Below are 24110 nucleotides of genomic sequence, written 5' to 3'. Positions count from 1 at the left end.
GTCTTCGTCGTCCCGATCTTGCCGAGCAGTTCGACCTCGCCGGTGCCGAGCGCATAGGCAACCGTGATCGATTCCTTGTGAACGTCCAGGCCGACATACAACGTGCTATCGTTTTCCATTGCTGGCCTCCGTGCCGGAAATCGCCGGGTGTGACCCTGTCCACACCATGCGGCTCTGGCAGTCATGCTAACCCGCGCTTGATTCCTCCGCGGCAGGCCAGCCTCTACCTCGCGGAGTCATACTGACTACTGGCGCGGGTGATCGCGTCGGCTCGGTAACCGGTCGCTGCAAGGCGCCGCCGAGCGGGCTCCGACCCAATTCGCTGTCGGGCGCATCGTATAGAGGGAAACGCTTGTAGCGCGCCTCAGCATATCAGGCGCAGCTCGTGGGCACTGTCACCGCAGCGCGGAGGCGTGCACGCCGCTCAAGCTGCGCCGAAACCAGCGTGAGCCCAAGCGCCGCGAACGCTGTGACCACACCCACCCACGGCAGCGCCGTGAGCGGCGCGCCCGCGCTGATCGCCACGCCTCCAATCCACGCGCCGCCCGCGTTGCCGAGATTGAACGCGCCCTGGTTGAGCGTGGAGGCGAGGTTGGGCGCATCGCTCGCGCGGTTGACGATCAGTATCTGCAGCGGCGGCACGATCGCGAACGCGAGAATGCCCCACACGAAGATCGTCGCCATGGCCGCGATCGGGTTGTGCATCGTCAGCGAGAACGCGGCGAGCACCACAGCGATCATGGCGAGGAACGTGAGCAGCGAGCGCATGAGCTTCCAGTCGGCGAGCTTGCCGCCCAGCGTGCTGCCCACCGTGAGCCCGAGGCCGAACAGCAGCAGCACGAACGTGACTTCGTGCGGCGAGAAACCGGTCACGTCTTCGAGAATCGGCGTGATGTAGGTGAACACCGCGAAGAGGCTGGCCGAGGCCAGCACGCTCATGCCGAGCACCATGAGCACCTGCGGGTTCTTCAGCACGCCGAACTCATGCACGAGGCTCGCCTTCTGCATTTCGATCTTCGCGGGCAGGCACACCTGCAGCGCCGCCGCCGCGAGGATGCCGATGGCCGTCACGGCCCAGAACGTCGTGCGCCAGCCGGCGATCTGGCCGAGCGCTGTGCCGAGCGGCACGCCCAACACGTTGGCGAGCGTCAGGCCCGTGAACATCAGCGCGATGGCCTGCGCACGGCGGTTCGGCGCGACGAGGCCGGCCGCGACCACCGAGCCGATGCCAAAGAACGCGCCGTGGCAGAACGCCGTGACGATGCGCGCGGCCATCAGGACCGAGTAGTTCGGGGCGAGCGCACACAACAGGTTGCCGACGATGAAGATGCCGATCAGGCGCATGAGCGCCTGCTTGCGCGGCACATTGGCAATGGCGATGGCGACGATGGGCGCGCCGATCGTCACGCCAAGCGCATAGGCCGAGACGAGCATGCCGGCCGCCGGGATCGAGACGCTCAGGTCGCGCGCGACGTCGGGCAGCAGGCCCATGATGACGAATTCGGTGGTACCGATACCAAAGGCGGCAACGGCAAGGGCGAGAAGAGGCAAGGGCATGGCGTGGGGTCGGCGCAGGACGGCGGCGGCCCTTAAGGGCGAAGCCGTTATATTTAAGTCAACGCGGAATTGTACTGAAACCTGACACAACGCATACGGCACGCATTTTCAATGCTGTTGGGGAAACAACAGCTTTTCTCGCCGGATCTCGTTCACCGTTCCTTCATTTTTCTTGACGATTTCTACAGGTTACGTGCATGGCGCAACGCGCTCGCGGGCAGCACGATACCCACACGATCCAACGAGCGAAACAGTCCGCCCACCGGCCCGCCCGCCGGCGGTCGCCGCCCTCGCGTCGTCCGTCCCGCGCATGACGGAACCGAATATGCGCAACCTTCCTGGAGCGATGACATGAACACGATGACCACAGTACGCATCGCGGTGGCCGCAGCGGCCGCCTTATTCGCAGGTAGCGCGCTGGCGCAATCGCAGAGCGACGACCCGTCACAACAGGCCAGCACGCCGCCGGCTGCGCAGGACGTGGGCGGCGCACCGATGTCGACAGGCGCTTCGGGCGCGCCGATGGGGCTCACGCACGCGCAGGTCTATCAGGACCTGGTGCGCTCCGAGCAATCGGGTCAGCAGAAGGCGCTCAACGAAGGGCTCTATCACGGTAACTGAGACGGCAACGAGGTAGACAGGAAAGACCAGGCTATCAGGACGGCGACCCGACGCGCTCTCGCGATCTGCACCAGGCGCTCAGCGTGTCGGGCCGCCGCCTATATGTTTTTCGATGAGCCGCATGCGCCCCGTCGGTCGCCAGGGCGCGAACCACGGATTCGTGCGCAACTCGCATAGCCGCGAGCTGCGCTCGGCCAGCGCCGTTTCTAGCCAGCGGAACATTTCGTCGGGCTGCGCGAGGCGCGCGTAGGCCTCGGCGATGAGCAGCGGCGAGGTGTACCGGGCCCGCCGCCGCGCGAGCAGGTCTTCCAGATACCAGCGCAGCACCGCGTCATAGCCGCCCGTTTCCCAGCGAGCGCGAATGGTGCTCGCGCGCGCTTGCTGGTTGCAGCGTTCGAGCGCCTCCACGGTGGCATCCACGGCCTGCGCGTACAGCTTTTTCACTTCGAACGCGGTAGCGAGCAACTGATAGACGAGCGGCGGATGGTCCATGTGCTCCGGCGCGAGATACTCGCTGACGACTTCCGCATGCCTGCCCGACATCACCATGCCGAACGCGCGCGACCCCTGGAACGCCAGCGGATCGATGCGTTCGGCGCGCTCCATCGCGGCGTCGCCTTCCGCGCGGCGTCCCGCCGCCACCAGCATACGCGCATAAAGCCGATGCGCCTCCGGGTAACTCGGGTTGCGCCGTAACGCATCCTTGAAGCCGGCCTCGGCCTGGTCCCAGTCCCAGTCGTAGAAGTAGCGCACGGCCGCGAGCGCGTGATGTGCCTCGGGCAGGTCCGGGTCGAGCTCGAGTGCGCTTTCGGCAAGCGAGCGCGCGACGGGCCAGCCATCGTCGGGCGCGACGAAGCCATGCACCACCGTCGATCCGTAGTAGTTCGAAAGGCCCGTGTAGCCGAGTGCGTAGCTCGGATCGTGCTCGAGCGCGGACTCGAAGTAGGTTCGGCTGCGCACGAAGTCTTCGCCGTCGATGCCGTGATGCGCGCAAAAGCCCGCTTCGAAATGCACGCGTCGATACCAGAAGAAACGCCCGCGCACATACGCGTCGTGCGCGGCGGGATCGACAGGCAGGCGCCGCTCGAGGCGCGTGCGCTGCTGCTCGGAAAGCGTGGACGCCAGGTTCTCGGCGAGCGCCGCGACCGCTTCCTTGAGGATGTCGAGCGCGCCTTGCGTGGCGCTTTCGTGCGCGCGGCTCCAGATCTGCGCTTCGTCGGCGCAGCGGATCAGACGCGTGAGGATGCGTGTTTGCTGCCCCGCGCGCGTGAGCGAGCCTTCAAGTACATAGTCGAGCTTCAACTCGCGTGCGATCTCGCCGATGCTCTTTTGCGTCGCGTGGTAGCGCGCTGCCGTCGTGCGCGCGATCGTGAGCAGCCGCTCCGGGTTGAGCGCGCCGAGCGTGACCGAGATCTCGTCGGCGAGCGCGCTGCAGAGGCTGTCCTGGCTCGCGTCGCCGGTATGGTTGGTGAACGGCAGAACCAGCATGCGTACGGCGGGCGAAGCGCGCTCGCTCTCGCGCGGCGCGTGCGTATCGCGCGGGGCAGCCGACCCACCGTGAACCTCGGAGGACTCGGGCAGGATGCCGTCGAACCGATAGCCCTTGCCCTTCACGGTGATGAGGTGACGCGGATTGGCGGGGTCGTCGGCGAGCGCGATGCGGATCTTGCGGATCGCCGTGTTCAGGCCGTTGTCGGTGTCGCGAAAGGGGCTGCCGGCCCACAGCCGGTCGACGATGTCCGCGCGCGAGAGCAACTCGCCGCGGCGCGAGGCAAGCAGGATCAGAAGATCCATGGGCAACCGCTCCAGCTTGACCTCCGTGCCTTCGCGGCGCAACTGGTACCGCTCGACGTCGAGTTCGAAGTCCGCGAAGCGGATGATTCGATCCGTCGGCATGAGATCTCCCGTGATGCGGCATCAGGGAAGGGGGCGCCGGCGCGGTTCGTCTGAAGATTGCCGTTAGACGACGCAGCAGTACTCAGCGTCATTACATATGGCGGGAGGGGCGGGGGCAGCGGCGCGGATCAACTTCAATGTAGTGGGTCGCGCGCGCGCCTTCAAGCGTCAAGCGCTGCGCACGGTGGCCATCGACACGTCGATCGGCTCAATCGATTGTCGCGAGGTTCGCGTCCGATTTTCGTTTAGCTCGCTACGGTTCGTATGGATCGAGCGGTTCGCCGTGACGGCCTGCGCCGGCCGCGAAGCGCGCCGCGAGTGCGAGCCCTTCGTCGAGCACCGAGCGATAGCCGGACGCGCCTTCGCGGCGCAGCGCCTCGGCGGTGTCCGGCAGCATGCTGTGCTCGAGCGCCGAGCGGCGGTCCGCGAGCAGCGCCGCCTGCGGCAGCGCTGCGAGTTGCGCGGCCAGTTGCTCGGCGGCGTCGCGCGCGTCGCCCTTTGCGACCACACGATTGGCGAGGCCGAATGCGAGGGCTTCCTGCGCGTCGACGGCGCGCCCCGTGAGGATCAGATCCAGTGCGCGCGACAGGCCGATCAGGCGCGGCAGGCGCACCGTGCCGCCGTCGATGAGCGGCACGCCGACGCGGCGGCAGAACACGCCGAGAACCGCGTCTTCTTCGACGACGCGCAGGTCGCACAGCAGTGCGAGTTCGAGCCCGCCCGCAACGGCATAGCCCGAGATCGCTGCGATCACGGGCTTGCTGAGCGACATGCGCGTGGGGCCGAGCGGGCCCGGGCCGCTGCCGTCCGCGCGAATTTCATTGCGGCGTGCGGGGTCGGCGAGCGCGGTGAGGTCTGCGCCCGCGCAGAACGTGCCGCCCGCACCGTACAGGACGCCCGCTAACCATGCGGGATTTGCTTCGAAGCGTGTGAAGGCGGCGGCGAGTGCATTCGCGACGGGCCTGTCGATCGCGTTGCGCTGCGCCGGGCGGTCGAGCACGAGAATTGCTACGCGCCCTTGCGCTTCGATACGGACGTGCTCGCCAAAAGTTTCGATCGTCATGTGCCAGTCCTCAATGCGCCCCGCATCGTCATTAAAATTTAATGGCTTATCCGTAGCTTAGGCCGGTTTAATTTCCTGAACTACGTTTCCCCCGCATGCAATCGACGTCCATGTCCAGCATCACCTCCGTTTCGGATCCCTCGCCGTATCCGGCTTGTGGACTTCTTTGGACTGTCCCGTTGCCCGACCACGACGCGTATGACCATGTGCGCTTCACGCGCGTCTTCACGACCGACGGCACGCGCCATGTCGTCGTAATCGTCGATCTGCACAAGCTGCTTCTCTGCGCCGACCGCGACGACACCGACTACGTGCTCAAGCCCGTCGACGACTGGCATAGCGGCAAGATTCGCGGCATTCGCGAGTTTCTCGATCCGGACAACGAGCGCGTGCCGCAGATGCCCTACGTGACCATCAGCAAACGCCGCGTGGCGGGGCTGGCCGGTTGGTTCGGACTCGCTCACGAGGGCGTGGTGGCGTTTCGCAATGGCCAGCATCGCGCGCGCTACCTCGCGTGGGCGGGGGCATTGTGGCTACCGGTGGAAGTGCATGAGCGCGAAGCGGCATTGTTGCGTGAACTGTGCGGTGCGGGCGACGGGGGCATGCTGGTTCCGGTCGACGGCAGCTCACCGCGGCTCTGATGCGCCATCGCGCGCGAACCGCATGTTCGCTAACGGCGCGTTCGCTTGCGGGCATGTTCTCTAACAAGCGGGCGCGCACAGCATGCACGCCCGATGTGTGCTCACGCCACGCTCAGCGGCCGGCTGGGTGTGCCACTGGAACGCGCCGGCATGGGCGATGCATGATGTGCATGCTCGAAATTCTCGAAATGCTCGACGGTGTAGTCGACGAAGCGGCGCGTCTTCGCGGGCAGATACTGGCGGCTCGGATAGACGATGGACATGCGCGCGTCGGGATCGTCGATGTCGTAGTCGGGCAGTAGCCGCCGCAACGTTCCCGCGGTGAAGTCGTCGGCGACGAGCGGCGCGGGCACGATCGCCACGCCCATACCGGCGAGCGCGGCGAGCCGCACCATCAGCATGTTGTTGACGGCGTAGCCGGGCTGCAGCGTAACCGGTTGGACACGCTCGCCGGCCTTCGCGAACTGCCACGTCGCGCTGCGTTCCTCGGGAGGCAGCGCGACCGCCGCGCACTGCGCGAGCTCCTCGGGCGTATGCGGCTCGCCGTGCTCGGCGAGCCACGCGGGAGCCGCGCAGGGGACGAACGTCGTGGTGCCGAGCGCGCGCTCCACGCACTCGCCGTTGCGTGCGGGCGTAGCGCCGACGATGCCCACGTCGAAGCCGTCTTCCACGAGGTCCACGGGTCGTTCGGCGAGCGTGAGGCGCACGTTCACGCGCGGATACAGACGCCGGTAGCCGTCGATGAGCGGCGTGAGCGTGGCGAGCGAAAGCGCGCCCGCGGCCACCACGCGCAGCGTGCCGCTCGGCTCGCTTTCCGTGTGCGCCAGTGAGCGCTCAAGATGATCGAGTTCCTCTAGCACGCAACGACAGCCTTCGAGGTAGCGCTGGCCTGCCTCGGTAAGCGCGAGATTGCGCGTGGTGCGATTGATGAGGCGTGTATTCAGGTGCGCCTCGAGCATCGCGACGGAGCGCGTGACGAGCGCGTTGGAGACGTCGAGCTGCTGCGCGGCGCGACGAAAGCTCTCGGTTTCCGCAACCCTGACGAAGACGCGCATGGCGTGTATCTGGTTCATGTGTAGCCTCGTATGCTCGATGCATGGACCGGTGGAGGGGCACTGCAACTGCTGGCGAAGTTGAGGAACGAAGCGATGTATCGCGTAGTTATGGTCAATGTGCTTCGAATGAACGACGGCGATCGCCGACTGCCGGAATCTAACAAAAATAATATTGACAGTCGCTGAGAATTACAATATCTATCTCAACACACGGCAGCATTTCTTACTTGTAAAAGATCCAGTACGCAATCGGCATGTATTGAGTGAGGAATGCGTTGTGCGGTTTTGTCACTATCAAAATATTGTGCATTGCGGATAACGTGTTTGCGTAAATCGCAAGCGGCGGTTATCTGTCAGAACTGCCAGATTCATGGCGGCTCGCCCTTTGCCTGTGGCGAATTGTGAGTCATTGCGGTCGGTTAATTCGCCGTAGTGAACAAGCCGCCATTAAGTGCGCATTGATTTTTCTGCGGCGTGAAAGAATTGTGGCACATGGAGGAAATAACGGCCGGCATTAGCATTGCATGTTATTTAATGTGCATTGCTGCTCATTTTCGAGCATGTTTTGGGGCTCACTAAAACGTAAATCGGCAGACCAGACATGATCGTCGAATTGCTTAAGTCGCAACCCGAAATTGCCCTGTTCGTGAGCCTCGCGCTCGGTTATTTGATTGGTTCGATCCGCTTCGGGCCGATCTCCCTCGGGGGAGTATGCGGCACGCTGATCGTCGCGCTCGTGCTCGGGCAAACCGGCGCGCGCATCTCGCCGGACCTCAGGAACGTCGCCTTCGCACTCTTCATTTTCGCGCTCGGCTTCACGGGCGGCCCACAGTTCTTCGCGAACGTCGGTCGCGGCTGGCGCTACGGACTTCTCTCGGTCGTCGAGATCGTTTCGGTCATGGCGCTCGTCATGATCGCGGTCGTCGTGATGAAGCTCGATGCGGGCACCGCGGCAGGCCTGCTCGCCGGGGCGGCGACCGAATCGGCCGTGATCGGCACGGCTTCCGAGGCGATCACGCGGCTCGGCCTCACTGAGGCCCAGGTGAGCACGCTGCAGGCGCATATCGTGACGGCGTACAGCGTGAGCTACCTCTTTGGGCTCATCACCATCGTGCTCTTCACGAGCCAGATTGCTCCGCTGATCCTGCGAGTGAACCTGCGCGAGGAGGCCGCGCGCCTGTATCGCAAGCTCGGCGGCGACGGCGCACTCGACGAAGGGCAGCGCCTCGCGCTCGCGCCGCTCGAAGGGCGCGCGTTCAAGGTGGGTCGCGCGGCCGGCACCGCAGTCGCCGCCTACGAGGCGCGCTTTGGCAACAATGTCACGATCGAGTACGTGCTGCGCGATGGACGCCAGCTCGACGCCAACGCGCAGTCCGTACTGCAACCGGGCGACATCGTGTTGATCGCCGGGCGCCGCGAAGCCGTAATCGAAGCCGCAGGCAGTCTTGGCGAAGAGATGCCCGGCGAGGGCTTGTTCAAGCTGCTCGCGAAACGTGTGGACGTGATGGTCACGCAGCGCGACGTCAACGGCCTCACGCTCGCGCAAATGCGCGAACGCGCCACGCCGGAAGCGGGCCGCGGCATCTACGTCGGCGCGATCACGCGGCTCGACAACACGGTGCCTGCCTTGCCCGGCATGGTCGTGCATCGCGGCGACGTGCTGACGCTGGTCGGCACGCCCAGCGACGTCGCGCGCGGCGCGAAGCGCCTTGGCTACGTGATCCAGCAGACCCAGAAGACCGACTTCGTTTATCTGGGCCTCGGCGTGCTGGTCGGCATGATGATCGGGCGCTTCGGCGTGAACGCGGGCGGCGTCACGCTGGTGCTCGGCACCGGCGGCGGGTGCCTGCTCTCGGGTCTGTTCTTCGGCTGGCTGCGTTCGCGCTACCCCCTGGTGGGCTCGCTGCCCTCGGCCGCCGCGCAGGTGCTCAAGGACTTCGGTCTTGCCACCTTCATCGCGGCCGTCGGTCTTTCCGCCGGCCCCGACGCCATCAAGCTCGTGCGCGAGTATGGTCTCGCGCTGCCGCTCGCCGGCATTCTGATGGTGCTGATTCCCGGGCTTCTCTCACTGTGGATCGGGCACATGTTCCTCAAGCTCGAAGCGCCGATGCTGCTCGGCGCGATTGCAGGCCAGCAATGCAGCACGCCGGCGATCAGTGCGCTCGTCGGCGTAGCCGGCAACTCGACTCCCGTGATCGGCTACACGATCACCTACGCGCTGTCGAACATCCTCTTGCCGCTCATGGGCCCCGTGGTGGTAGGGCTCGCGGCGAAGTTCGGCTGACGAATCCTGGCTGGTGTTTTCGGCTCGATCTGGCCGGCGGTGTTTCATCGCCGGCCATCCCCAGCAGCAACGGGGGTTCTTTCCCAAAGCGAGGACACGATGGAATGGCTACATGACATCTTTCACAAATCCCCGGAAATCGCGCTATTTCTCTCTCTGGCCGTCGGCTACTGGATCGGCCAGATCAACTTCGGCAAGTTCCAGTTAGGCGGCGTGGGCGGCTCGCTACTTGCGGCCGTCGTCGTGAGCCAGGTGGGCGTGACCGTCGACAACGGCGTGAAGTCGGTGATGTTCGCCGTCTTCATCTACGCCGTGGGCTACGACTCAGGCCCGGGCTTCTTCAACTCGCTCAACCGCAAGACGCTGCGCGAAATCGCCATGGCGGTGTTCATGGCGTTGGCGGGTCTCGCCACCGTGCTGGTGTGCGCGAAGCTCTTTCACCTCAACAAGGGCCTCGCCGCCGGTCTCGCGGCGGGCGGCATGACGCAGTCGGCCATCATCGGCACGGCCGGCGACGCGATCGCGCGCCTCGGCCTGCCGCCCGACCAGGTGAAGGCCATGCAGGCTGACGTCGCGATCGGCTACGCCGTCACCTACGTGTTCGGCTCGCTCGGCGCGATCATCGTCTGCGTGAACATCCTGCCGAAGTTCATGGGCCGCAGCCTCAAGGACGCCTCCGCGGACGCCGAGCGCGAGATGTCGGGCGGCAATGCCGCCGCTGGGCCCGGCCAGATCACGGCGCTGCCCGAGTTGTTCGGGCGCGTGTTCCGTGTCGAGAACGCTGCGGGCAAAACGGTCAAGCAGATCGAGCTGGCCGAGAGCGACCTGGTGGCGGTCGAGAAGATTCGCCGCGCGGGCAAGGTGCTCGACGCCACCCCCGACTTCGTGCTGAGCCGGGACGATGTCGTGCTGGTCGTGGGGCGCCGCGAGCAGATGGTCGAAGTGGGCGCGCTGATCGGGCCGGAAGTGCCGGACTCGGGTGGCATGAGCCTCGTGATGCAAACGCGCCAGCTCGTCTTCACGAAGAAGGGCATGAACCACACGACGATTGCCGAAGTCCGCAAGAACGTGGACCGCGATCTGCGTCACGGCGTGTACATCGAGAAGATCGAGCGCGTGGGCCAGCCCGTGCCGCTCCTGCCCGAAACGAAGCTCGAGCACGGCGACGTGGTGACGATCTATGGCACCGCCACGGACACGAAGCGCGCCGTGCAGGCCGCCGGCTATGAACTCGCCTACAGCAACAAGACCGACTTCATCTACATGGGCGTGGGCCTCGTGCTCGGCTTGCTCGTGGGCCTGATCGTAGTGAACGTGGCCGGCATTCCGCTCACGCTCGGCTCCGGCGGCGGCTGCCTCCTCGCGGGTCTGGTGTTCGGCTGGATGCGCGGCAAGCACCCCATGTACGGCGTGATGCCGCCCGCGGCTTCGCAACTGCTCAAGGACTTCGGGCTCGCGGCGTTCGTCGCCGTGGTGGGACTGAACTCGGGCCTGCAGGCCGTGGTGACGATCAAGCAAAGCGGCATCACGATCTTCCTGCTCGGCGTGGTGGTCACGATGGTGCCGCTCTTCCTCACGATGCTGTTTGGCCGCTACGTCCTCAAGTACAACAACGCGGCGATTCTCGCGGGCGCGCTGTCCGGCGCGCGCAGCGCCAACCCGGCTTTCGGCGGCATTCTCGACAAGGCGGAAAGCGCGGTGCCCACCGTGCCGTTCGCCATTACCTATGCGATCGCGAACGTGCTGCTCACGCTGCTCGGGCCGCTCGTGGTCGGTCTTGCATGACATGCATCCAACGTGTGCTGCGCGAGGACGCAAAAAGCGCGCGGCACGCGCAACGTCTTCCAATGGAGAACACCATGGCAACGAAAGCGAAGGGTAACGGCGCGAAAGAAAGGTCGGGCCTCGATGCACTGAGCCCGTTCGAACTGAAGGACGAACTCATCAAGGCGGCAGGCGGCGGCGCGACCGCGCGCCCGGCCAATCTCGCGATGCTCAACGCGGGCCGCGGCAACCCCAACTTCCTCGCCACGATTCCGCGCCACGGCTTCTGGCAACTCGGCCTCTTCGCCATGCGCGAGTCGGAGCGCTCGTTTGCCTACATGCCCGAGGGCGTGGGCGGCTTCCCGCAGCGCGACGGCATCGTCGAGCGCTTCGATCTCTTCGTGCGCGAGAACAAGGGGCAGCCGGGCATCAAGTTCCTCGCGGGCGCGGTGTCATACGTGCGCGATCAGCTAGGGCTTTCGGCGGGTGACTTCCTCTATGAGATGTGCGAAGGCATTCTCGCCTGCAACTACCCGGTGCCGGATCGCATGCTCAAGCTTTCGGAGATCATCGTCGGGCAGTACCTGCGCCGCGAGATGATCGGCAAGCATCCGTTCGTCGGCGAGTTCGACGTGTTCGCGGTGGAAGGCGGCACGGCGGCCATGACGTACATCTTCAACACGATGCGCGAGAATTTCCTGATCAAGGCGGGCGACACCATCGCGCTCGGCATGCCGATCTTCACGCCGTACATCGAGATTCCGGAACTCAACGACTACCAGCTCAACGTGGTGCATCTGGACGCCACGGTGGAAAACAACTGGCAGTACTCGAAGAAGGAGCTCGACAAGCTGCGCGACCCGAAGGTCAAGGCGTTCTTCCTCGTGAACCCGAGCAACCCGCCTTCGGTGAAGATCGACGACGCGAGCCTCGAGTACGTCGCCGAGATCGTGAAGGAGCGTCCGGATCTCATCATCCTGACCGACGACGTGTACGGCACGTTCGCCGACAACTTCGTCTCGCTCTTCGCGCTCGCGCCGAAGAACACGATTCTCGTGTACTCCTATTCGAAGTACTTCGGCGCGACGGGCTGGCGTCTGGGTGCGATCGCGACGCATCGCGACAACGTGCTCGACCATGCGCTCGCGAAGCTGCCGAAGGACGAGAAGAAGGAACTGCACAAGCGCTACGAGTCGATCACCACCGAGCCGGACAAGCTCAAGTTCATCGACCGTCTGGTGGCCGACAGCCGCACTGTCGCGCTGAACCACACTGCCGGTCTTTCGACGCCGCAGCAGGTGCAGATGGTGCTGTTCTCGCTGTTTTCGCTCATGGACACGCCCGACGCATACAAGAACGCGCTCAAGCGCCTGATTCGCAACCGCAAGCGCGCGCTGTTCGAGGAAATGGGCGTGCCCTACGGCGAGGGCGATCCGAACCAGGTCGACTACTACACGATCCTCGACATGGAATACATGGGCGAGAAGCGCTTCGGCCGCGAATTCGTCGACTGGCTGCTCAAGCAGGTCAAGCCCAACGAACTGCTGTTCCGTCTCGCGCAAGAGGCGCGCGTCGTGCTGCTGCCGGGTAAGGGCTTCGGCACGCCGCATCCGTCGGGTCGCGTGTCGCTCGCGAATCTGAACGAGTCGGACTATCGCAAGATCGGCCGCGCCGTGCGCAAGCTCACCGAGGAATACGTGCAGCGATATAACGAGGCAACCGGCAAGAACCTCGATCCGACAGCGGTGAAGAAGTAGGCGCAGCCGCCTCGAGTCTCAATGCTTCTTAAGTCCGGGCCGCATCCGGCGTGGTTTGCCGGGTGCGGTTTTTTTATGGTTCTTCGCGGACTTCCGGTCTGGCCGCGAGGCATCTCATGAAAATTGCAGTAATTTTCACGAAATTACTGCAAACGTCGCTTCCCGGAAATCCGCGAGGACCTTCTTTATTCCGCTCGTTGCCCGGCGGGCGCGCTCGCGCCACTGGCGTGCGGTGCGCCCTGCACGGCGTGGGCACGCACGCTCTTGCGATGAAGCGAGACCGAAAGCGCCACGGCGGAAGCCGCCGCGATGGCGGCGAAGAGAAACACCGACCCATAGCCGAACAGATTCGCCACGTAGCCTGCGAGCGGGCCGGTAATGCCCAGCGAGAGGTCGAGGAACACGGAGTAGGCCGAGAGCGCCGCGCCGCGGCTCGCGGGCGGCACGAGCCCGACCGCCTCGACGCCGAGCGCCGGGAACACGAGTGCGAAGCCGAAGCCGGTGAGCGCCGCGCCCGCGAGCGCGACTTGCGGCGTGGGCGCGAGCCACAGCAGCAAGAGGCCCGCGCATTCGCACGAGAACGAGACGATGGCGACGCGGAAGCCGCCGAAGCGTTTGATGGTGTTGGCGAACAACAGGCGCGCGCCGATGAACATCACGCCGAACACCGTGAGCGTGAACGCGGCGTTGGGCCAATGGTGCGCGGCGTAGAACAGCGTGATGAAGGTCGCGATGGAGCCGAAGCCCGCCGAGCCGAGCGCGAGGCCGATGCCGTGCGGCAGCACGCGCGTGAACACGCTGCGGTACGACATGCGCTCGCCGTGCACGATCGGCACCGGCGCGATGGGGCGCGCGAGCCAGAAGCCGAGCGCGGCCATCGCGATGACCGAAATGCCGAGCATCCAGTAGCCGAGGGCGTGCGCCATCACGACGCCCAGCGGCGCGCCGATCGCGAGTGCGCCATAGGTGGCGATGCCGTTCCACGAGATCACCTTCGCGTTGTGCGCCGTGCCCACGCGGCCGATGCCCCAGAGGATCGCCCCGGTGCCGCACAGGCTTTCGCCGCAGCCGAGCAACAGACGGCTCACCACCAGCAGCGCGAGCGAGAGGCCGGGCCAGTGATCGACGAGCGTGCCGAGCAGCAGCAGCACGCCGCTCGCGCCGCAGATCGTCAGGCCGATCGTCACGGTTTTCTTGGGACCGAGCGTATCCGCCGAGCGGCCCGCGAGCGCGCGCGAGCAGAGCGTGGCGATGTACTGCACGCTGATGGCGGCGCCCGCCACCACGGTGCTGAAACCGAGGTCGTTGTGCACATAGCCCGGCAGCACGGCGAGCGGAATCCCGATCGTCAGGTAGCAGAGGAAGGTGAAAAAGACGACCGGAATGATCTGCAGGGTCGTCGACGCGGCTTTGCGCGGGGGCGCCAAATCAGCGGACATGGGGAAAATGCGGATGGAAAACGGCGGGAAAGGCGTGATTGTCCCATGGAACCGGTTTTTATGCAGAAGCTGAAAAGCCGTGCCGACAGGCGGAACACCCATTTTCTGCGCTTCTTACGGCCTTTTGTGTCCGGGAGCCGGGCTGCGGAGATCCAGTAATATTGCACGACGTTGACGGCCGTTCGCGCGCTAGCCGTGTCCTCGTCCGACCGTTCGTGCGTAGATAGGGGTGCATGAACGGCGGATTAGCTAGTCGAATACGTCCGATATTCGCAAATCGGCCCCGAAAACGCGCAATCGAGACACAGCAACATAAGCACAGCCGCACCGCAGCACGCCGATTTATCGATTCAACGATATATCGCCCATGCTCCTCTAGCTATGGGTTGCCAATTTTGGCAGTGATAGCTTTCGAACCGTCCACTCGAGCGGCACACGCCTTTTGCGAGCCGCAGCCAACGACGAGCCAGAAACCCATGAGCCAGCCGATCCGCTTTTACCACCGCAACGCGATTCGCGAAGTCAGCGACGCGGGCGTCACCCGCACCGTCCTCCAGCACCTGCGCGAAGACGCGCGTTGCACCGGCACCAAGGAAGGCTGCGCCGAAGGCGACTGCGGCGCCTGCACGGTCGTGGTGGGCGAGCGCAACGAGGCGGGCGGCGTGGACTTCAAGGCCGTCAACGCCTGCATCCAGTTCCTGCCGACGCTCGACGGCCGCGCGCTCTTCACCGTCGAAGACCTGCGCCAGCCCGACGGCTCGCTGCACCCCGTGCAGCAGGCCATGGTCGACTGCCACGGCTCGCAGTGCGGGTTTTGCACGCCGGGCTTCGTGATGTCGATGTGGGCGCTCTACGAAAAGCATGGCCACGAGCACGCGGGCCAGCCCAACCACGGCTGTGCCGCCAAGGGCGCGTGCAGTGTGCCGTCGCGCGACGAGATCGCCAATGCGCTCACGGGCAACCTGTGCCGCTGCACGGGCTACCGGCCGATCCTCGACGCCGCCGAGCAGATGTTCAAGGCCGATGCGCTGAAGCAGCCCATCGACGTGAAGGCGCTCGCCCAGACGCTCGCCACGCTCGAACGCACGGACACCTTTCACTACGAGAGCCGCGGCCAGCAGTACGACGCGCCGCGCACAGTCGACGCGCTCGCCGCGATCAAGGCCGCGCGCCCCGACACACGCATTCTCGCGGGCAGCACCGACATCGGCCTGTGGGTCACGAAGCAAATGCGCGAACTCGGCGACATCGTCTACGTGGGCCAGGTCGACGCGATGCGCCGCATCGACGTGAGGGACGCGTGGATAGAGATCGGCGCGGGCGTGAGCGTCGAGCGCGGTTATGCGGAACTCGCGAAGCATTACCCGGAACTCGAAGAGATGTGGCTGCGCTTCGCTTCGCTGCCCATCCGCAACGCGGGCACGATCGGCGGCAACATCGCGAACGGCTCGCCCATCGGCGACTCGATGCCGGGGCTCATTGCGCTCGGCGCGCGCGTGGTGCTGCGCGGGGGCGACACCGAGCGCGAAATGCCGCTCGAAGACCTCTACCTCGCCTACCAGAAGAAGGACATGGCCGAGCACGAGTTCGTGCTCGCGCTCAAGGTGCCCACGCGCACCGGCGCACGCGCGAACCTGCGTTTTCGCACCTACAAGGTCTCGAAGCGCTTCGACTCGGACATCTCGGCCGTGTGCGCCGCCTACGCCTATATCGCCGATGGCGACGTGGTCCGCGAGCCGCGCATTGCGTTCGGCGGCATGGCCGCAACACCCAAGCGCGCGACTCACGCGGAAGGCGTGCTCGCCGATGCGCAATGGCACGAAGCCACGGCCCAGGCCGCGATGATCGCGCTTGGCAAGGACTACGCGCCGCTATCCGACATGCGCGCGACGAGCGACTACCGCCTAGAAGCCGCGAAGAACACGCTGTACCGTTTCTGGCTCGAAACGCGTCCGCATAACCCGCTTGCGCCGCAAGCGCTCAATGTGCGCAACGTAGCGGCAGCCACGGCTTGAGACATTCAGGAACTGGAAGAGAAATACGGAGAACGAAACAATGAACCAGCAAGCCGAACCGTTCCTGGACGAGCTCAAGGCACGCGAGCCCTTCGCGCAAGTGCACGTTTCGCGCCCGCACGAGTCCGCGCATCTGCACGTGAGCGGCCGCGCCACCTATACCGACGACATCCCGGTCGTGGCCGGCACGCTGCACGCCGCGCTCGGGCTTTCGCAGAAGCCGCACGCCCGCATCGTTGCGATGAACCTCGCCAAAGTGCGCGCGACGCCTGGCGTCGTGGCGGTGCTCACGGCCGAGGACATTCCCGGCGTGAACGACTGCGGCCCGATCATCCACGACGATCCGGTGCTCGCCGATGGCGTCGTGCAGTACGTGGGCCAGCCCATGTTCATCGTGGTGGCGACGTCGCACGATACGGCGCGCCTGGCCGCCCGCCGCGCCGAAGTGCAGTACGAAGAGCTGCCCGCCGTGCTCACGGCGCAGCAGGCGCGCGCCGCGCAGCAGTCGGTGCTGCCGCCGATGAAACTTGCGCGCGGCGAGGCGTCCACGCGCGCCGCACGCGCCGCGCATCGGCATGAAGGCGAGATGCTGCTGGGCGGCCAGGAGCAGTTCTATCTGGAAGGCCAGATCGCCTACGCGGTGCCGAAAGACGACGATGGCATGCATGTGTGGTGCTCCACGCAGCACCCGAGCGAGATGCAGCACCTAGTCGCGCATGTGCTGGGCGTCGCCTCGCACAACGTGCTCGTGGAATGCCGCCGCATGGGCGGCGGCTTCGGCGGCAAGGAATCGCAGTCGGGCCTCTTTGCCTGCTGCGCGGCGCTCGCCGCCTGGAAGCTCCTGTGCCCCGTGAAGCTGCGCCCCGATCGCGACGACGACATGATGGTCACGGGCAAGCGCCACGATTTCCATTACACGTACGAAGTGGGCTACGACGATCAGGGCACGATCGAAGGCGTGTCGGTCGACATGACCTCGCGCTGCGGCTTTTCCGCCGACCTCTCCGGCCCGGTGATGACGCGCGCCGTTTGTCACTTCGACAACGCCTACTGGCTGCCCGACGTGTCGATCGCCGGTTTCTGCGGAAAGACCAACACACAGTCGAACACGGCGTTTCGCGGCTTCGGCGGCCCGCAGGGCGCGTTCGCGATCGAGTACATCATGGACGATGTGGCGCGCACGCTCGGCCTCGATTCGCTCGACGTGCGCCGCCGCAATCTCTACGGCAAGACGCGGAACAACGAAACGCCCTATGGCCAAATCGTCGAGGACAACGTCATTCACGAGCTGATCGACGAGCTGGTGGAAACGAGCGGCTATCACGCGCGGCGCGCCGCGATTCGCGAGTTCAACGCGAACAACGAGGTGCTCAAGAAGGGCATCGCGCTCACCCCGGTCAAGTTCGGCATTGCGTTCAACGTCACGCACTTCAACCAGGCGGGCGCGCTCGTTCACATCTATACCGACGGCTCGGTACTCGTGAACCACGGCGGCACCGAAATGGGCCAGGGCCTGAACACGAAGGTCGCGCAGGTCGTGGCGCACGAACTGGGCATCGAGTTCGGCCGCGTGCGCGTGAGCGCGACGGACACGAGCAAGGTCGCGAACACCTCCGCCACGGCGGCATCGACGGGCACCGACCTGAACGGCAAGGCGGCCCAGGACGCCGCACGCCAGCTGCGCCAGCGCCTCGCCGCGCTGGCGGCGACCACGTACGGCAAGGGCGAAATCAGCGCCGCCGACGTGGGCTTCGCCAATGACTCCGTGATCGTGGGCGAGACGATCGTGCCGTTCGAAACGCTGGTTTCGAAGGCGTATCTCGCGCGCGTCCAGCTCTGGTCCGATGGTTTTTACACCACGCCCAAGCTGTACTGGGATCAGGCGACGCTGCGCGGGCGGCCGTTCTACTACTACTCGTATGGCGCGGCGGTATCGGAAGTCGTCATCGACACGCTCACGGGCGAAATGCGCGTGCTGCGCGCCGATGCGCTGCACGACGTCGGCGCGTCGCTGAACCCGGCGCTCGACGTGGGCCAGGTGGAAGGCGGCTTCATCCAGGGCATGGGCTGGCTCACCACGGAAGAACTGTGGTGGAAGCCGGACGGCAAGCTCATGACGCACGCGCCGTCCACCTACAAGATCCCGACCGTGAACGACACGCCCGCTGAATTCAACGTGCGGCTCTTCAAGAACCGCAACGCGGAAGACAGCATCCACCGCTCGAAGGCCGTGGGCGAGCCGCCGCTGTTGCTGCCGTTCTCGGTGTTCTTCGCGATTCGCGACGCCGTGGCGAGCGTGGCCGACTACCGCTTCAATCCGCCTATGAATGCGCCGGCCACCGCCGAGGAAATCCTGAAGGGCGTGCGCGCGGTGCGGACGATGGCGCGCGAGGGGGCTGCGAAATGAATCGTCATCCTGAGCATTGCGTGCGCGTCGATGAAGCCGGGCGCGTGATCATCGGCCGCCGCAGCACGCCGGTGCCGCACTACGGGCCGATGCACATCGTGCTGTTCGGCGCGGGCCACGTGGGCCATGCGCTCGTCACGCTGCTCGGCATGCTGCCATGCGTCGTGCAGTGGGTGGACGAGCGCGACGAGCTGTTCCCCGACGAGGTGCCCGCCAACGTGCAGATCGAAGCGACGGACACGCCGGCCGCCATCGTCGACGAAGCACCTGCGGGCGCGTACTTCCTCGTGATGACGCACAATCACGCGCTCGACTTCGAGCTGACCGAGCGCATCATGCGGCGGCGCGATTTCGCGTGGTTCGGGCTCATCGGCTCGAAAACGAAGCGCGTGAAGTTCGAGCGGCGGCTCATGGAGCGCGGCGTGGAAGCCGAGCGGCTGGACGAGATGACATGCCCCATCGGCGTGACGGGGATCGTCGACAAGGCGCCTTCGTCGATTGCGGTGGCGGTCGCCGCGCAGCTCATGCAGATGCGGGTGGCGCAGCGCCCGGCGATGGTGAGAACGGTCGCGCTCGAGCGCGCCTGATTTCACGCTCCGCGCGAGCGGAACGGGCGCCTCGATGATGAGGGCGCCCGTTTGCGCTGAGTTTGCGTTATTTCAGGCGGCTTCGAGCGGCGGCGTGGGCGCCGCTTCGCTGGCCGCGCTCGCGGCCTTCCTCGCCCCGGCGCGCTTCGTCCCGCGCTCGGCGGTCAACGATCCCGATACCTCTTCGATCAACCCGCGCAACCATCCCACATCGCTCGGCCGGTCCGGCTGCGGATGCCACATCTGATAGCAGTGAATGCGCGGAAACGCAAACGGCGTCTCGACGACGGCAATGGGCATCAGCTTCGCGTAGTGCTGCGCGAAGCGCCTTGTCGTCGTGAAGATCAGATCCGATTGCAGCAAGACCTGCGGCACGAGCCCGAAATAGGGCAGCGTCGCGACGATGCGGCGCTCGGCTTTCGCCTTCGCAAACCCCAGATCGATCGCGCTCGCATGCGAGCCCGTATAGGGCGTGGGTGCGAGATGGGGAGCTGCGAGATAGGCGTCGCGCGTGAGTTCGCGGCGCGCGAGCGGATGGTCCGCGCGCATCATGCAGACGACCTTGTCGGAGAAGAGGTCGCTGCGCGCGAAACGCGGCTCGGGCTTCGGCCAGTTGCCGATCACGATGTCGAGTTCGCCCGCGTCCAGCGCGCCGTGATGATCGAGCGTGGGCGAGAGCGAGAGGATCTCTAGCCGCGCCGCTGGCGCCGTCTCCCGAAAGCGCGCGATCAGCGTTGGCATGAAGAAGTCGTTGAGGTAGTCGGGGGCGGCCAGGCGGAACGTGCGCTTCGAGCGCTCCGGATCGAAGTCGCCGTGCGGCGTGGCCACGAACTCCACGTCGCGCAGCACGCGCTGCGCGTGCTGCAGCAGCGACTCGCCGTACTCGGTCGGCACCATGCCGGTCTTGCCGCGCACGAGGATCGGATCGCCCAGGATCTCGCGCAGCCGGCGCAGCGCCGTGCTGATGGCGGGCTGGGTCTGGTTCAGGCGCAGCGCGGCCTGCGTGACGCTGCGCTCGACCAGCAGCGTGCGCAGCACGCGCACCAGCCAGATGTCGAGGGTGAGGGCGTTATCGTCGTCCATGGGGTGTGGCGGGCAAAGGCGCGTGCGCGGCGACGCACAGCGTTGCGCGCACGGATTCAGCCATAACCATATGCCTGCTCGCGCGCCACCGCCATAGGGCGCGCGGCATGACCGGCATCAGAAGGACGCGCGTTGCATGTTTCTGCGGCGCGTTGACGGTTACTCGGTAACCGGCTTCACGAGCCCCGAAGGCAGTGTGCTGATGCGCTTGACCTCGCGCGAGTCGAGCCAGTTCGGGCTGCGTGCGCAGTAGAGCACCATCGGCAAGGCGTCCTCGCCCCAGAAGAGCTGCTTGTTCATCCAGAACGTCGGCACGCCGAATACGCCCATCGCGATCGCGTCGTTGGTGTTGCGGCGCAACTGCGCGCGCACGGCTTCTTCCTCGATCAGCGATTCGCCGTGCGCAATGCCCACGCGCTCGCAAAGCTGCTCGAAGCCCTCGTCGCTCGACGGGTCGCGTCCCTCGCGCCAGATGAAGCGGAAGATCTCGCGCACGCACGCGAACTCGCCGCCCGCCGCGATGGCGAGCAGCATCGGCCTGACCGAGTCGAACGGGTGAGCGGGCGGCATCTTGAACGGAATGCCGAGCTGCTCGGCGCGAAAGAGCGCGTGCCGGTACGTGAAGACGCGCTTGGCCGGAACCGCGGAGCTGAACGGCTGGCCCCAGTGACGGTACAGCTCGGAAAGCAGCACGGGCGTCGGCACGAAATCGAAGCCGGGCCACTTGTCCTGCTGTTCCAGCAACAGATACGAAAACGGCGAAACGAAGTCGTAGAACCAGGCCGGCTGGCTGGCATCGATGCCGTCGATCATGCTGTTCCTCCGCTCTAAGGCGATATCCGGGCCATTGCTTGCATGGCCCATTGTTCGGTTCAAAATGCGTGCAGCGGCGCTAATGCGTGCGCTCGCCTGTTTCATTGCTGCCGCCTTCGTTTGCATGGCTCGCCTCTGTACCCGCTGTGCCTGCGTCGTTGCTACTGCCTTGCGGCGCCTCTGCTTCTTCGGCGCCTTCCGCTGCCTGCTCTTCTTCGGCCCCGACACCTGCGTCCGGCGCTTCGCGCGTGCCGGACAGGCGCGCGCGCACGAAGCCGATATGCTCGCGCAGCACGTAGAACTGCTCCGCATAGGCGAGCGGCATTTTCATGCCGTTCACCGATTCCTCGATCTTGTCGAGCTGGCGGATCAGCGCCCGGCGCTCGGTGGGCGGGTTGTCGGCCATCGCGGCGCGCTCGAGTGCGATGAGCGATCCGTACCAGCGATAGATGCGCGATTTTACCCGCCAGGCGTAGAGCGAAGGCACGATCCGCAGGCCCGGAATCAGCACGACGATGATCGGCACGAGCAGCACCACGAGTCGGTCGGCGAGGCTCGCCACCCAGAAGGGCAGCACGCGGTAGAGGAAGCTCTTGCCCGACTTGTAGTAGCGCGCGGCGTCGGCGCTGATCGGGAAGTCCTGGGCGCGCGGCGCGGGGAATTCTCCGGCGCGCTGCAGCAGTGTGGAGCGGCCGTGCACTTCCTTGGCCGCTTCGATCAGCAGGTCGGAGAGCGCGGGATGCAGCGAGTCGCGCGCGACCAGCTCGGCCGTGGGCGCGATGAAATGCAGGGGCGCTGCCGGCAGGTTGCGGCCGAAGTCGAACGCGCCCATCGGGATCGTGATGGCCGTGAGGAACGGAAAGCGCCGCGCGTAGGCGTCGGCCTGGACGAAGTCGAAGAAGCGCACGCCCGGCATGCGCATGAGGCGGCCCATGACGGGCGGCTGCGCGGAGTCGCCCGCGAGAATCGCGACGTCGATCTTGCCGGCCACGAGTTCGCGCGCGGCGTCGTCGCCGGAAAGCGGCACGAGCCTGGTCGGGCCGCCGGGCTCGATGCCGTTCGCCTTGAGCAGCGTGAGCGCGAGTTCGCGCGTGCCGCTGCCCTCGGCGCCGATGGCGATGCGCTGGCCTTCGAACTGCGAGAGCCGCGTGGCGACGGGGCCGTGATAGAACACCACGAGCGGCACATAAGCCACGCTGCCGAGCGAGACGAGGCCGCCTGGCACCTTGCCCGCGAGGCCGTCCTGCACGAACGCGACGTCGACGTTCGACTTCGGGTCGGCGAGACGCTGCAGGTTCTGCGCCGAGCCTTCCGATTCGAGCACGATCAGCGTGATGTTGTTGCGCGCGAGGATGGTCTTGTACTTTTCCGCGGCGTTCCAGAAGGTGCTGCCCTTGGGCCCGGCGCTCATGGTCAGCGTGCTGGGCGGCGCGGGCTGGATGAGGCGCACCGCGAGCCAGATGGCCGCCGCGCTCACGAGCAGGATGGGACCGAACGTGACGGCCAGGTCGCGCCACGAGATCGCCACGAAGCGCGCGACGAGACGGGGAGGAGGTTTGCGGCCGGTACGGGACTTCATCGGGGTGGGGCGGGCCTCGGGTGGTTCGGGAGAGTGCGGGTCGGGTCCGCGTCGGGTCCGGCGCTGGCGCCGGGTCGGCTCAGGCACGCGTGTCGCGCGGGCTCTGTGGAGCCGATGGTACATGAGAATCGGCGTTGCGGCGGCATGCCCGCATGCCTCGCGGGACACCTTAAGCGCATGCCGCATGCCCCTGAGCTAAACTCTTTGCGCTCGCGCCACAGCCAGGCTAAATTGTGATTCGCCTGCTGCGCCTGGCATGGCGGGCTCGCATGAGCACCAATGCACCAACGCATGAGCAAACGCATAAGCAATGCATAACAAACAGGAAACGGGCGCAGACCTGTCCGGGTGGGCGTACCAAGCGGTGTAATTCGCCGTCCTTTCATCCTTGCCTCTCGCATCGCGTCCAGACCCTGGCCGTGCACACGCGCATTGCGCGCTGTGCGCTGTCCTCGGTAGTGGTACGAAGCCGTCAGACCGTGGCTGACGGGCGGCCTTCGAGCCGTCCGCCGGCAAGGCCGACGGTCCTATTCCAGGCAACACCCCGCAACAACGCGAAGACACAAGGAGAAAACATGAAATCAGTCGCTATTCTGAAGACGCTGGGCGCGGCACTCTGCCTGTCGGTGGCTTGCAGCGCGTCGTACGCGCAAGACAACTCGGCGAGCGCACCCGCGGCGACGACCTCGGCCGCTCCTGCGACGTCGGCCAAGAAGGCCGACCGCAAGCTGGGCTACTCGGTGCGCAAGGCGCTCTCGAAGAGCCAGGACCTCGACGTTTCGAAGATCAACGTGCGCTCCCACGGCGGCGCGGTCACGCTGACCGGCACGGTGCCGGATCAGGGCCAGATTGACAAGGCTGGCGAGGTCGCGCAAGGCGTGGCCGGCGTGACGTCGGTGTCGAACAAGCTGACGGTCAGAGTGCCGCAATAAGCGCTGCGCGCGCCCGGGAAACGGGGCGTCTACTGCAAGCGATAGCAAAAAGCCCGGCCTCTACAGGCCGGGCTTTTTTATGCGCGTATGGCGGGCAGGGGCCCAGTGGCGGGTGTTCGGGGCCTGTTCTCGCTCCGGGCCGCCAGCTTGTACGCGTCGCGCGTGAACCTGCGGGGCGGACCGCTCCCCGCATGCGGCTTCGCCATGTTGCACTGCAGCCGCCAAAGTGTAGTTTGACACACAGTCTTCCCGCGGTTCGGGGTATACCGTGGGTATCGCGCGTCTTTCCCGAGGTCGAGCGCGGCCTCATCGCTGGAAAGCAGGAAATCGCCATGACCATTCATACCTACACCGACTTGCCGCTCGTCGACCGGGCGGCCTTCGAGCTGGCCTGTGCGCGGCACGGCTTTGCGCCCATGCAGTTCGACATACGCGGCGAAGCCGATCCCAACGACCCGGAGCACGGCGACATGCTGATCGTGCGGCGCGGCGCCTGGGCGCAGGCTTACCGCATCGACGCCCGCGGCCAATGGCTGCGCCAGTTCGAGGTCGATCTCAACGGGAGATTTTTCCGCCAGGCACCCCACGTCTGAAGCGCACAAGGTGCGCGGCGAGCG

At 65.8% G+C, this 24110-nt stretch carries 18 protein-coding genes and 1 pseudogene; 10 read left to right on the top strand and 9 right to left on the bottom strand.

Features of this window, described 5'->3' with window-relative positions; genetic code table 11:
• Positions 1-119, bottom strand: a pseudogene (locus M3I53_RS24545) (IS110 family transposase); the annotation flags it as partial.
• A gap of 253 nt (positions 120-372) precedes the next feature.
• On the bottom strand, positions 373-1557 hold the full coding sequence (locus M3I53_RS24540; RefSeq protein WP_254318439.1) for an MFS transporter: 1185 nt from the start codon (positions 1555-1557) through the stop codon (positions 373-375).
• A gap of 351 nt (positions 1558-1908) precedes the next feature.
• Here M3I53_RS24540 and M3I53_RS24535 point away from each other — a divergent pair, with 351 nt between their 5' ends.
• Positions 1909-2178 carry a hypothetical protein gene (locus M3I53_RS24535; RefSeq protein ID WP_254318438.1) on the top strand — a complete coding sequence of 90 codons (270 nt, stop codon included), beginning with the start codon at positions 1909-1911 and terminating at the stop codon, positions 2176-2178.
• Positions 2179-2256: 78 nt separating this feature from the next.
• Here M3I53_RS24535 and M3I53_RS24530 read toward each other — a convergent pair whose 3' ends face one another.
• The gene (locus M3I53_RS24530) at positions 2257-4074 is read right to left on the bottom strand and encodes a winged helix-turn-helix domain-containing protein (RefSeq protein WP_254318437.1); all 1818 of its coding nucleotides are present in this window, start codon (positions 4072-4074) and stop codon (positions 2257-2259) included.
• A gap of 253 nt (positions 4075-4327) precedes the next feature.
• On the bottom strand, positions 4328-5137 hold the full coding sequence (locus tag M3I53_RS24525; RefSeq protein WP_254318436.1) for a crotonase/enoyl-CoA hydratase family protein: 810 nt from the start codon (positions 5135-5137) through the stop codon (positions 4328-4330).
• Positions 5138-5247: 110 nt separating this feature from the next.
• Between M3I53_RS24525 and M3I53_RS24520 the strand changes: the two genes are divergently transcribed.
• Entirely contained in the window at positions 5248-5778 is a 531-nt protein-coding gene (locus tag M3I53_RS24520; RefSeq protein ID WP_254318435.1) for a hypothetical protein, read from the top strand.
• Between the two features lie 101 nt (positions 5779-5879).
• Here the strand turns inward: M3I53_RS24520 and M3I53_RS24515 are convergent, their stop codons facing one another.
• On the bottom strand, positions 5880-6851 hold the full coding sequence (locus M3I53_RS24515; protein ID WP_254318434.1) for a LysR family transcriptional regulator: 972 nt from the start codon (positions 6849-6851) through the stop codon (positions 5880-5882).
• Between the two features lie 583 nt (positions 6852-7434).
• Here M3I53_RS24515 and aspT (M3I53_RS24510) point away from each other — a divergent pair.
• The 3 genes from aspT (M3I53_RS24510) (at position 7435) to M3I53_RS24500 (ending at position 12638) form a co-directional block, all read left to right on the top strand.
• Positions 7435-9117 (top strand): aspartate-alanine antiporter, encoded by a 1683-nt coding sequence (gene aspT, locus M3I53_RS24510; protein ID WP_254318433.1) that lies wholly within the window; start codon positions 7435-7437, stop codon positions 9115-9117.
• A 99-nt stretch (positions 9118-9216) separates the two neighbouring features.
• Positions 9217-10902 (top strand): aspartate-alanine antiporter, encoded by a 1686-nt coding sequence (gene aspT / locus M3I53_RS24505; protein ID WP_254318432.1) that lies wholly within the window; start codon positions 9217-9219, stop codon positions 10900-10902.
• A gap of 74 nt (positions 10903-10976) precedes the next feature.
• Positions 10977-12638, top strand: coding sequence for a bifunctional aspartate transaminase/aspartate 4-decarboxylase (locus tag M3I53_RS24500; protein ID WP_254318431.1), 1662 nt, complete (start codon positions 10977-10979; stop codon positions 12636-12638).
• Between the two features lie 185 nt (positions 12639-12823).
• Here M3I53_RS24500 and M3I53_RS24495 read toward each other — a convergent pair whose 3' ends face one another.
• A complete protein-coding gene (locus M3I53_RS24495) occupies positions 12824-14077 on the bottom strand; it encodes an MFS transporter (RefSeq protein ID WP_254318430.1) in 1254 nt (417 codons plus the stop codon).
• A 476-nt stretch (positions 14078-14553) separates the two neighbouring features.
• Between M3I53_RS24495 and xdhA the strand changes: the two genes are divergently transcribed.
• Genes xdhA through xdhC form a run of 3 tightly spaced genes read left to right on the top strand, consistent with a single transcriptional unit; the run spans position 14554 to position 19086 of the window.
• Positions 14554-16092, top strand: a complete 1539-nt coding sequence (gene xdhA, locus M3I53_RS24490) for a xanthine dehydrogenase small subunit (protein WP_254318429.1) — start codon at positions 14554-14556, stop codon at positions 16090-16092.
• A gap of 40 nt (positions 16093-16132) precedes the next feature.
• Positions 16133-18499, top strand: coding sequence for a xanthine dehydrogenase molybdopterin binding subunit (gene xdhB, locus M3I53_RS24485; protein WP_254318428.1), 2367 nt, complete (start codon positions 16133-16135; stop codon positions 18497-18499).
• Positions 18496-19086 carry a xanthine dehydrogenase accessory protein XdhC gene (gene xdhC, locus M3I53_RS24480; protein ID WP_254318427.1) on the top strand — a complete coding sequence of 197 codons (591 nt, stop codon included), beginning with the start codon at positions 18496-18498 and terminating at the stop codon, positions 19084-19086. Before xdhB ends, xdhC begins: the two co-directional genes overlap by 4 nt.
• 72 nt (positions 19087-19158) lie before the next feature.
• On the opposite strand, the gene M3I53_RS24475 is transcribed toward xdhC, so the two are convergent.
• The 3 genes from M3I53_RS24475 to M3I53_RS24465 all read right to left on the bottom strand — a co-directional run bounded on the left by M3I53_RS24475 (position 19159) and on the right by M3I53_RS24465 (position 22561).
• Complete coding sequence (locus M3I53_RS24475) at positions 19159-20169, bottom strand: LysR family transcriptional regulator (protein WP_254318426.1); 1011 nt, start codon at positions 20167-20169, stop codon at positions 19159-19161.
• Between the two features lie 159 nt (positions 20170-20328).
• Positions 20329-20982, bottom strand: a complete 654-nt coding sequence (locus M3I53_RS24470; RefSeq protein WP_254318425.1) for a 2-hydroxychromene-2-carboxylate isomerase — start codon at positions 20980-20982, stop codon at positions 20329-20331.
• Positions 20983-21061: 79 nt separating this feature from the next.
• On the bottom strand, positions 21062-22561 hold the full coding sequence (locus tag M3I53_RS24465; RefSeq protein ID WP_254318424.1) for a TAXI family TRAP transporter solute-binding subunit: 1500 nt from the start codon (positions 22559-22561) through the stop codon (positions 21062-21064).
• 575 nt (positions 22562-23136) lie between these two features.
• Here M3I53_RS24465 and M3I53_RS24460 point away from each other — a divergent pair.
• Complete coding sequence (locus tag M3I53_RS24460; protein ID WP_254318423.1) at positions 23137-23493, top strand: BON domain-containing protein; 357 nt, start codon at positions 23137-23139, stop codon at positions 23491-23493.
• 332 nt (positions 23494-23825) lie between these two features.
• Positions 23826-24086: a hypothetical protein gene (locus tag M3I53_RS24455; RefSeq protein WP_254318422.1), complete on the top strand. Its 261-nt coding sequence runs from the start codon at positions 23826-23828 to the stop codon at positions 24084-24086.
• Positions 24087-24110 lie beyond the last annotated feature (24 nt).

It is taken from the genome of Paraburkholderia sp. CNPSo 3272 (assembly GCF_024206495.1).
Lineage (GTDB): Bacteria > Pseudomonadota > Gammaproteobacteria > Burkholderiales > Burkholderiaceae > Paraburkholderia.
This window is presented reverse-complemented; position numbering and strand designations above follow the sequence as displayed.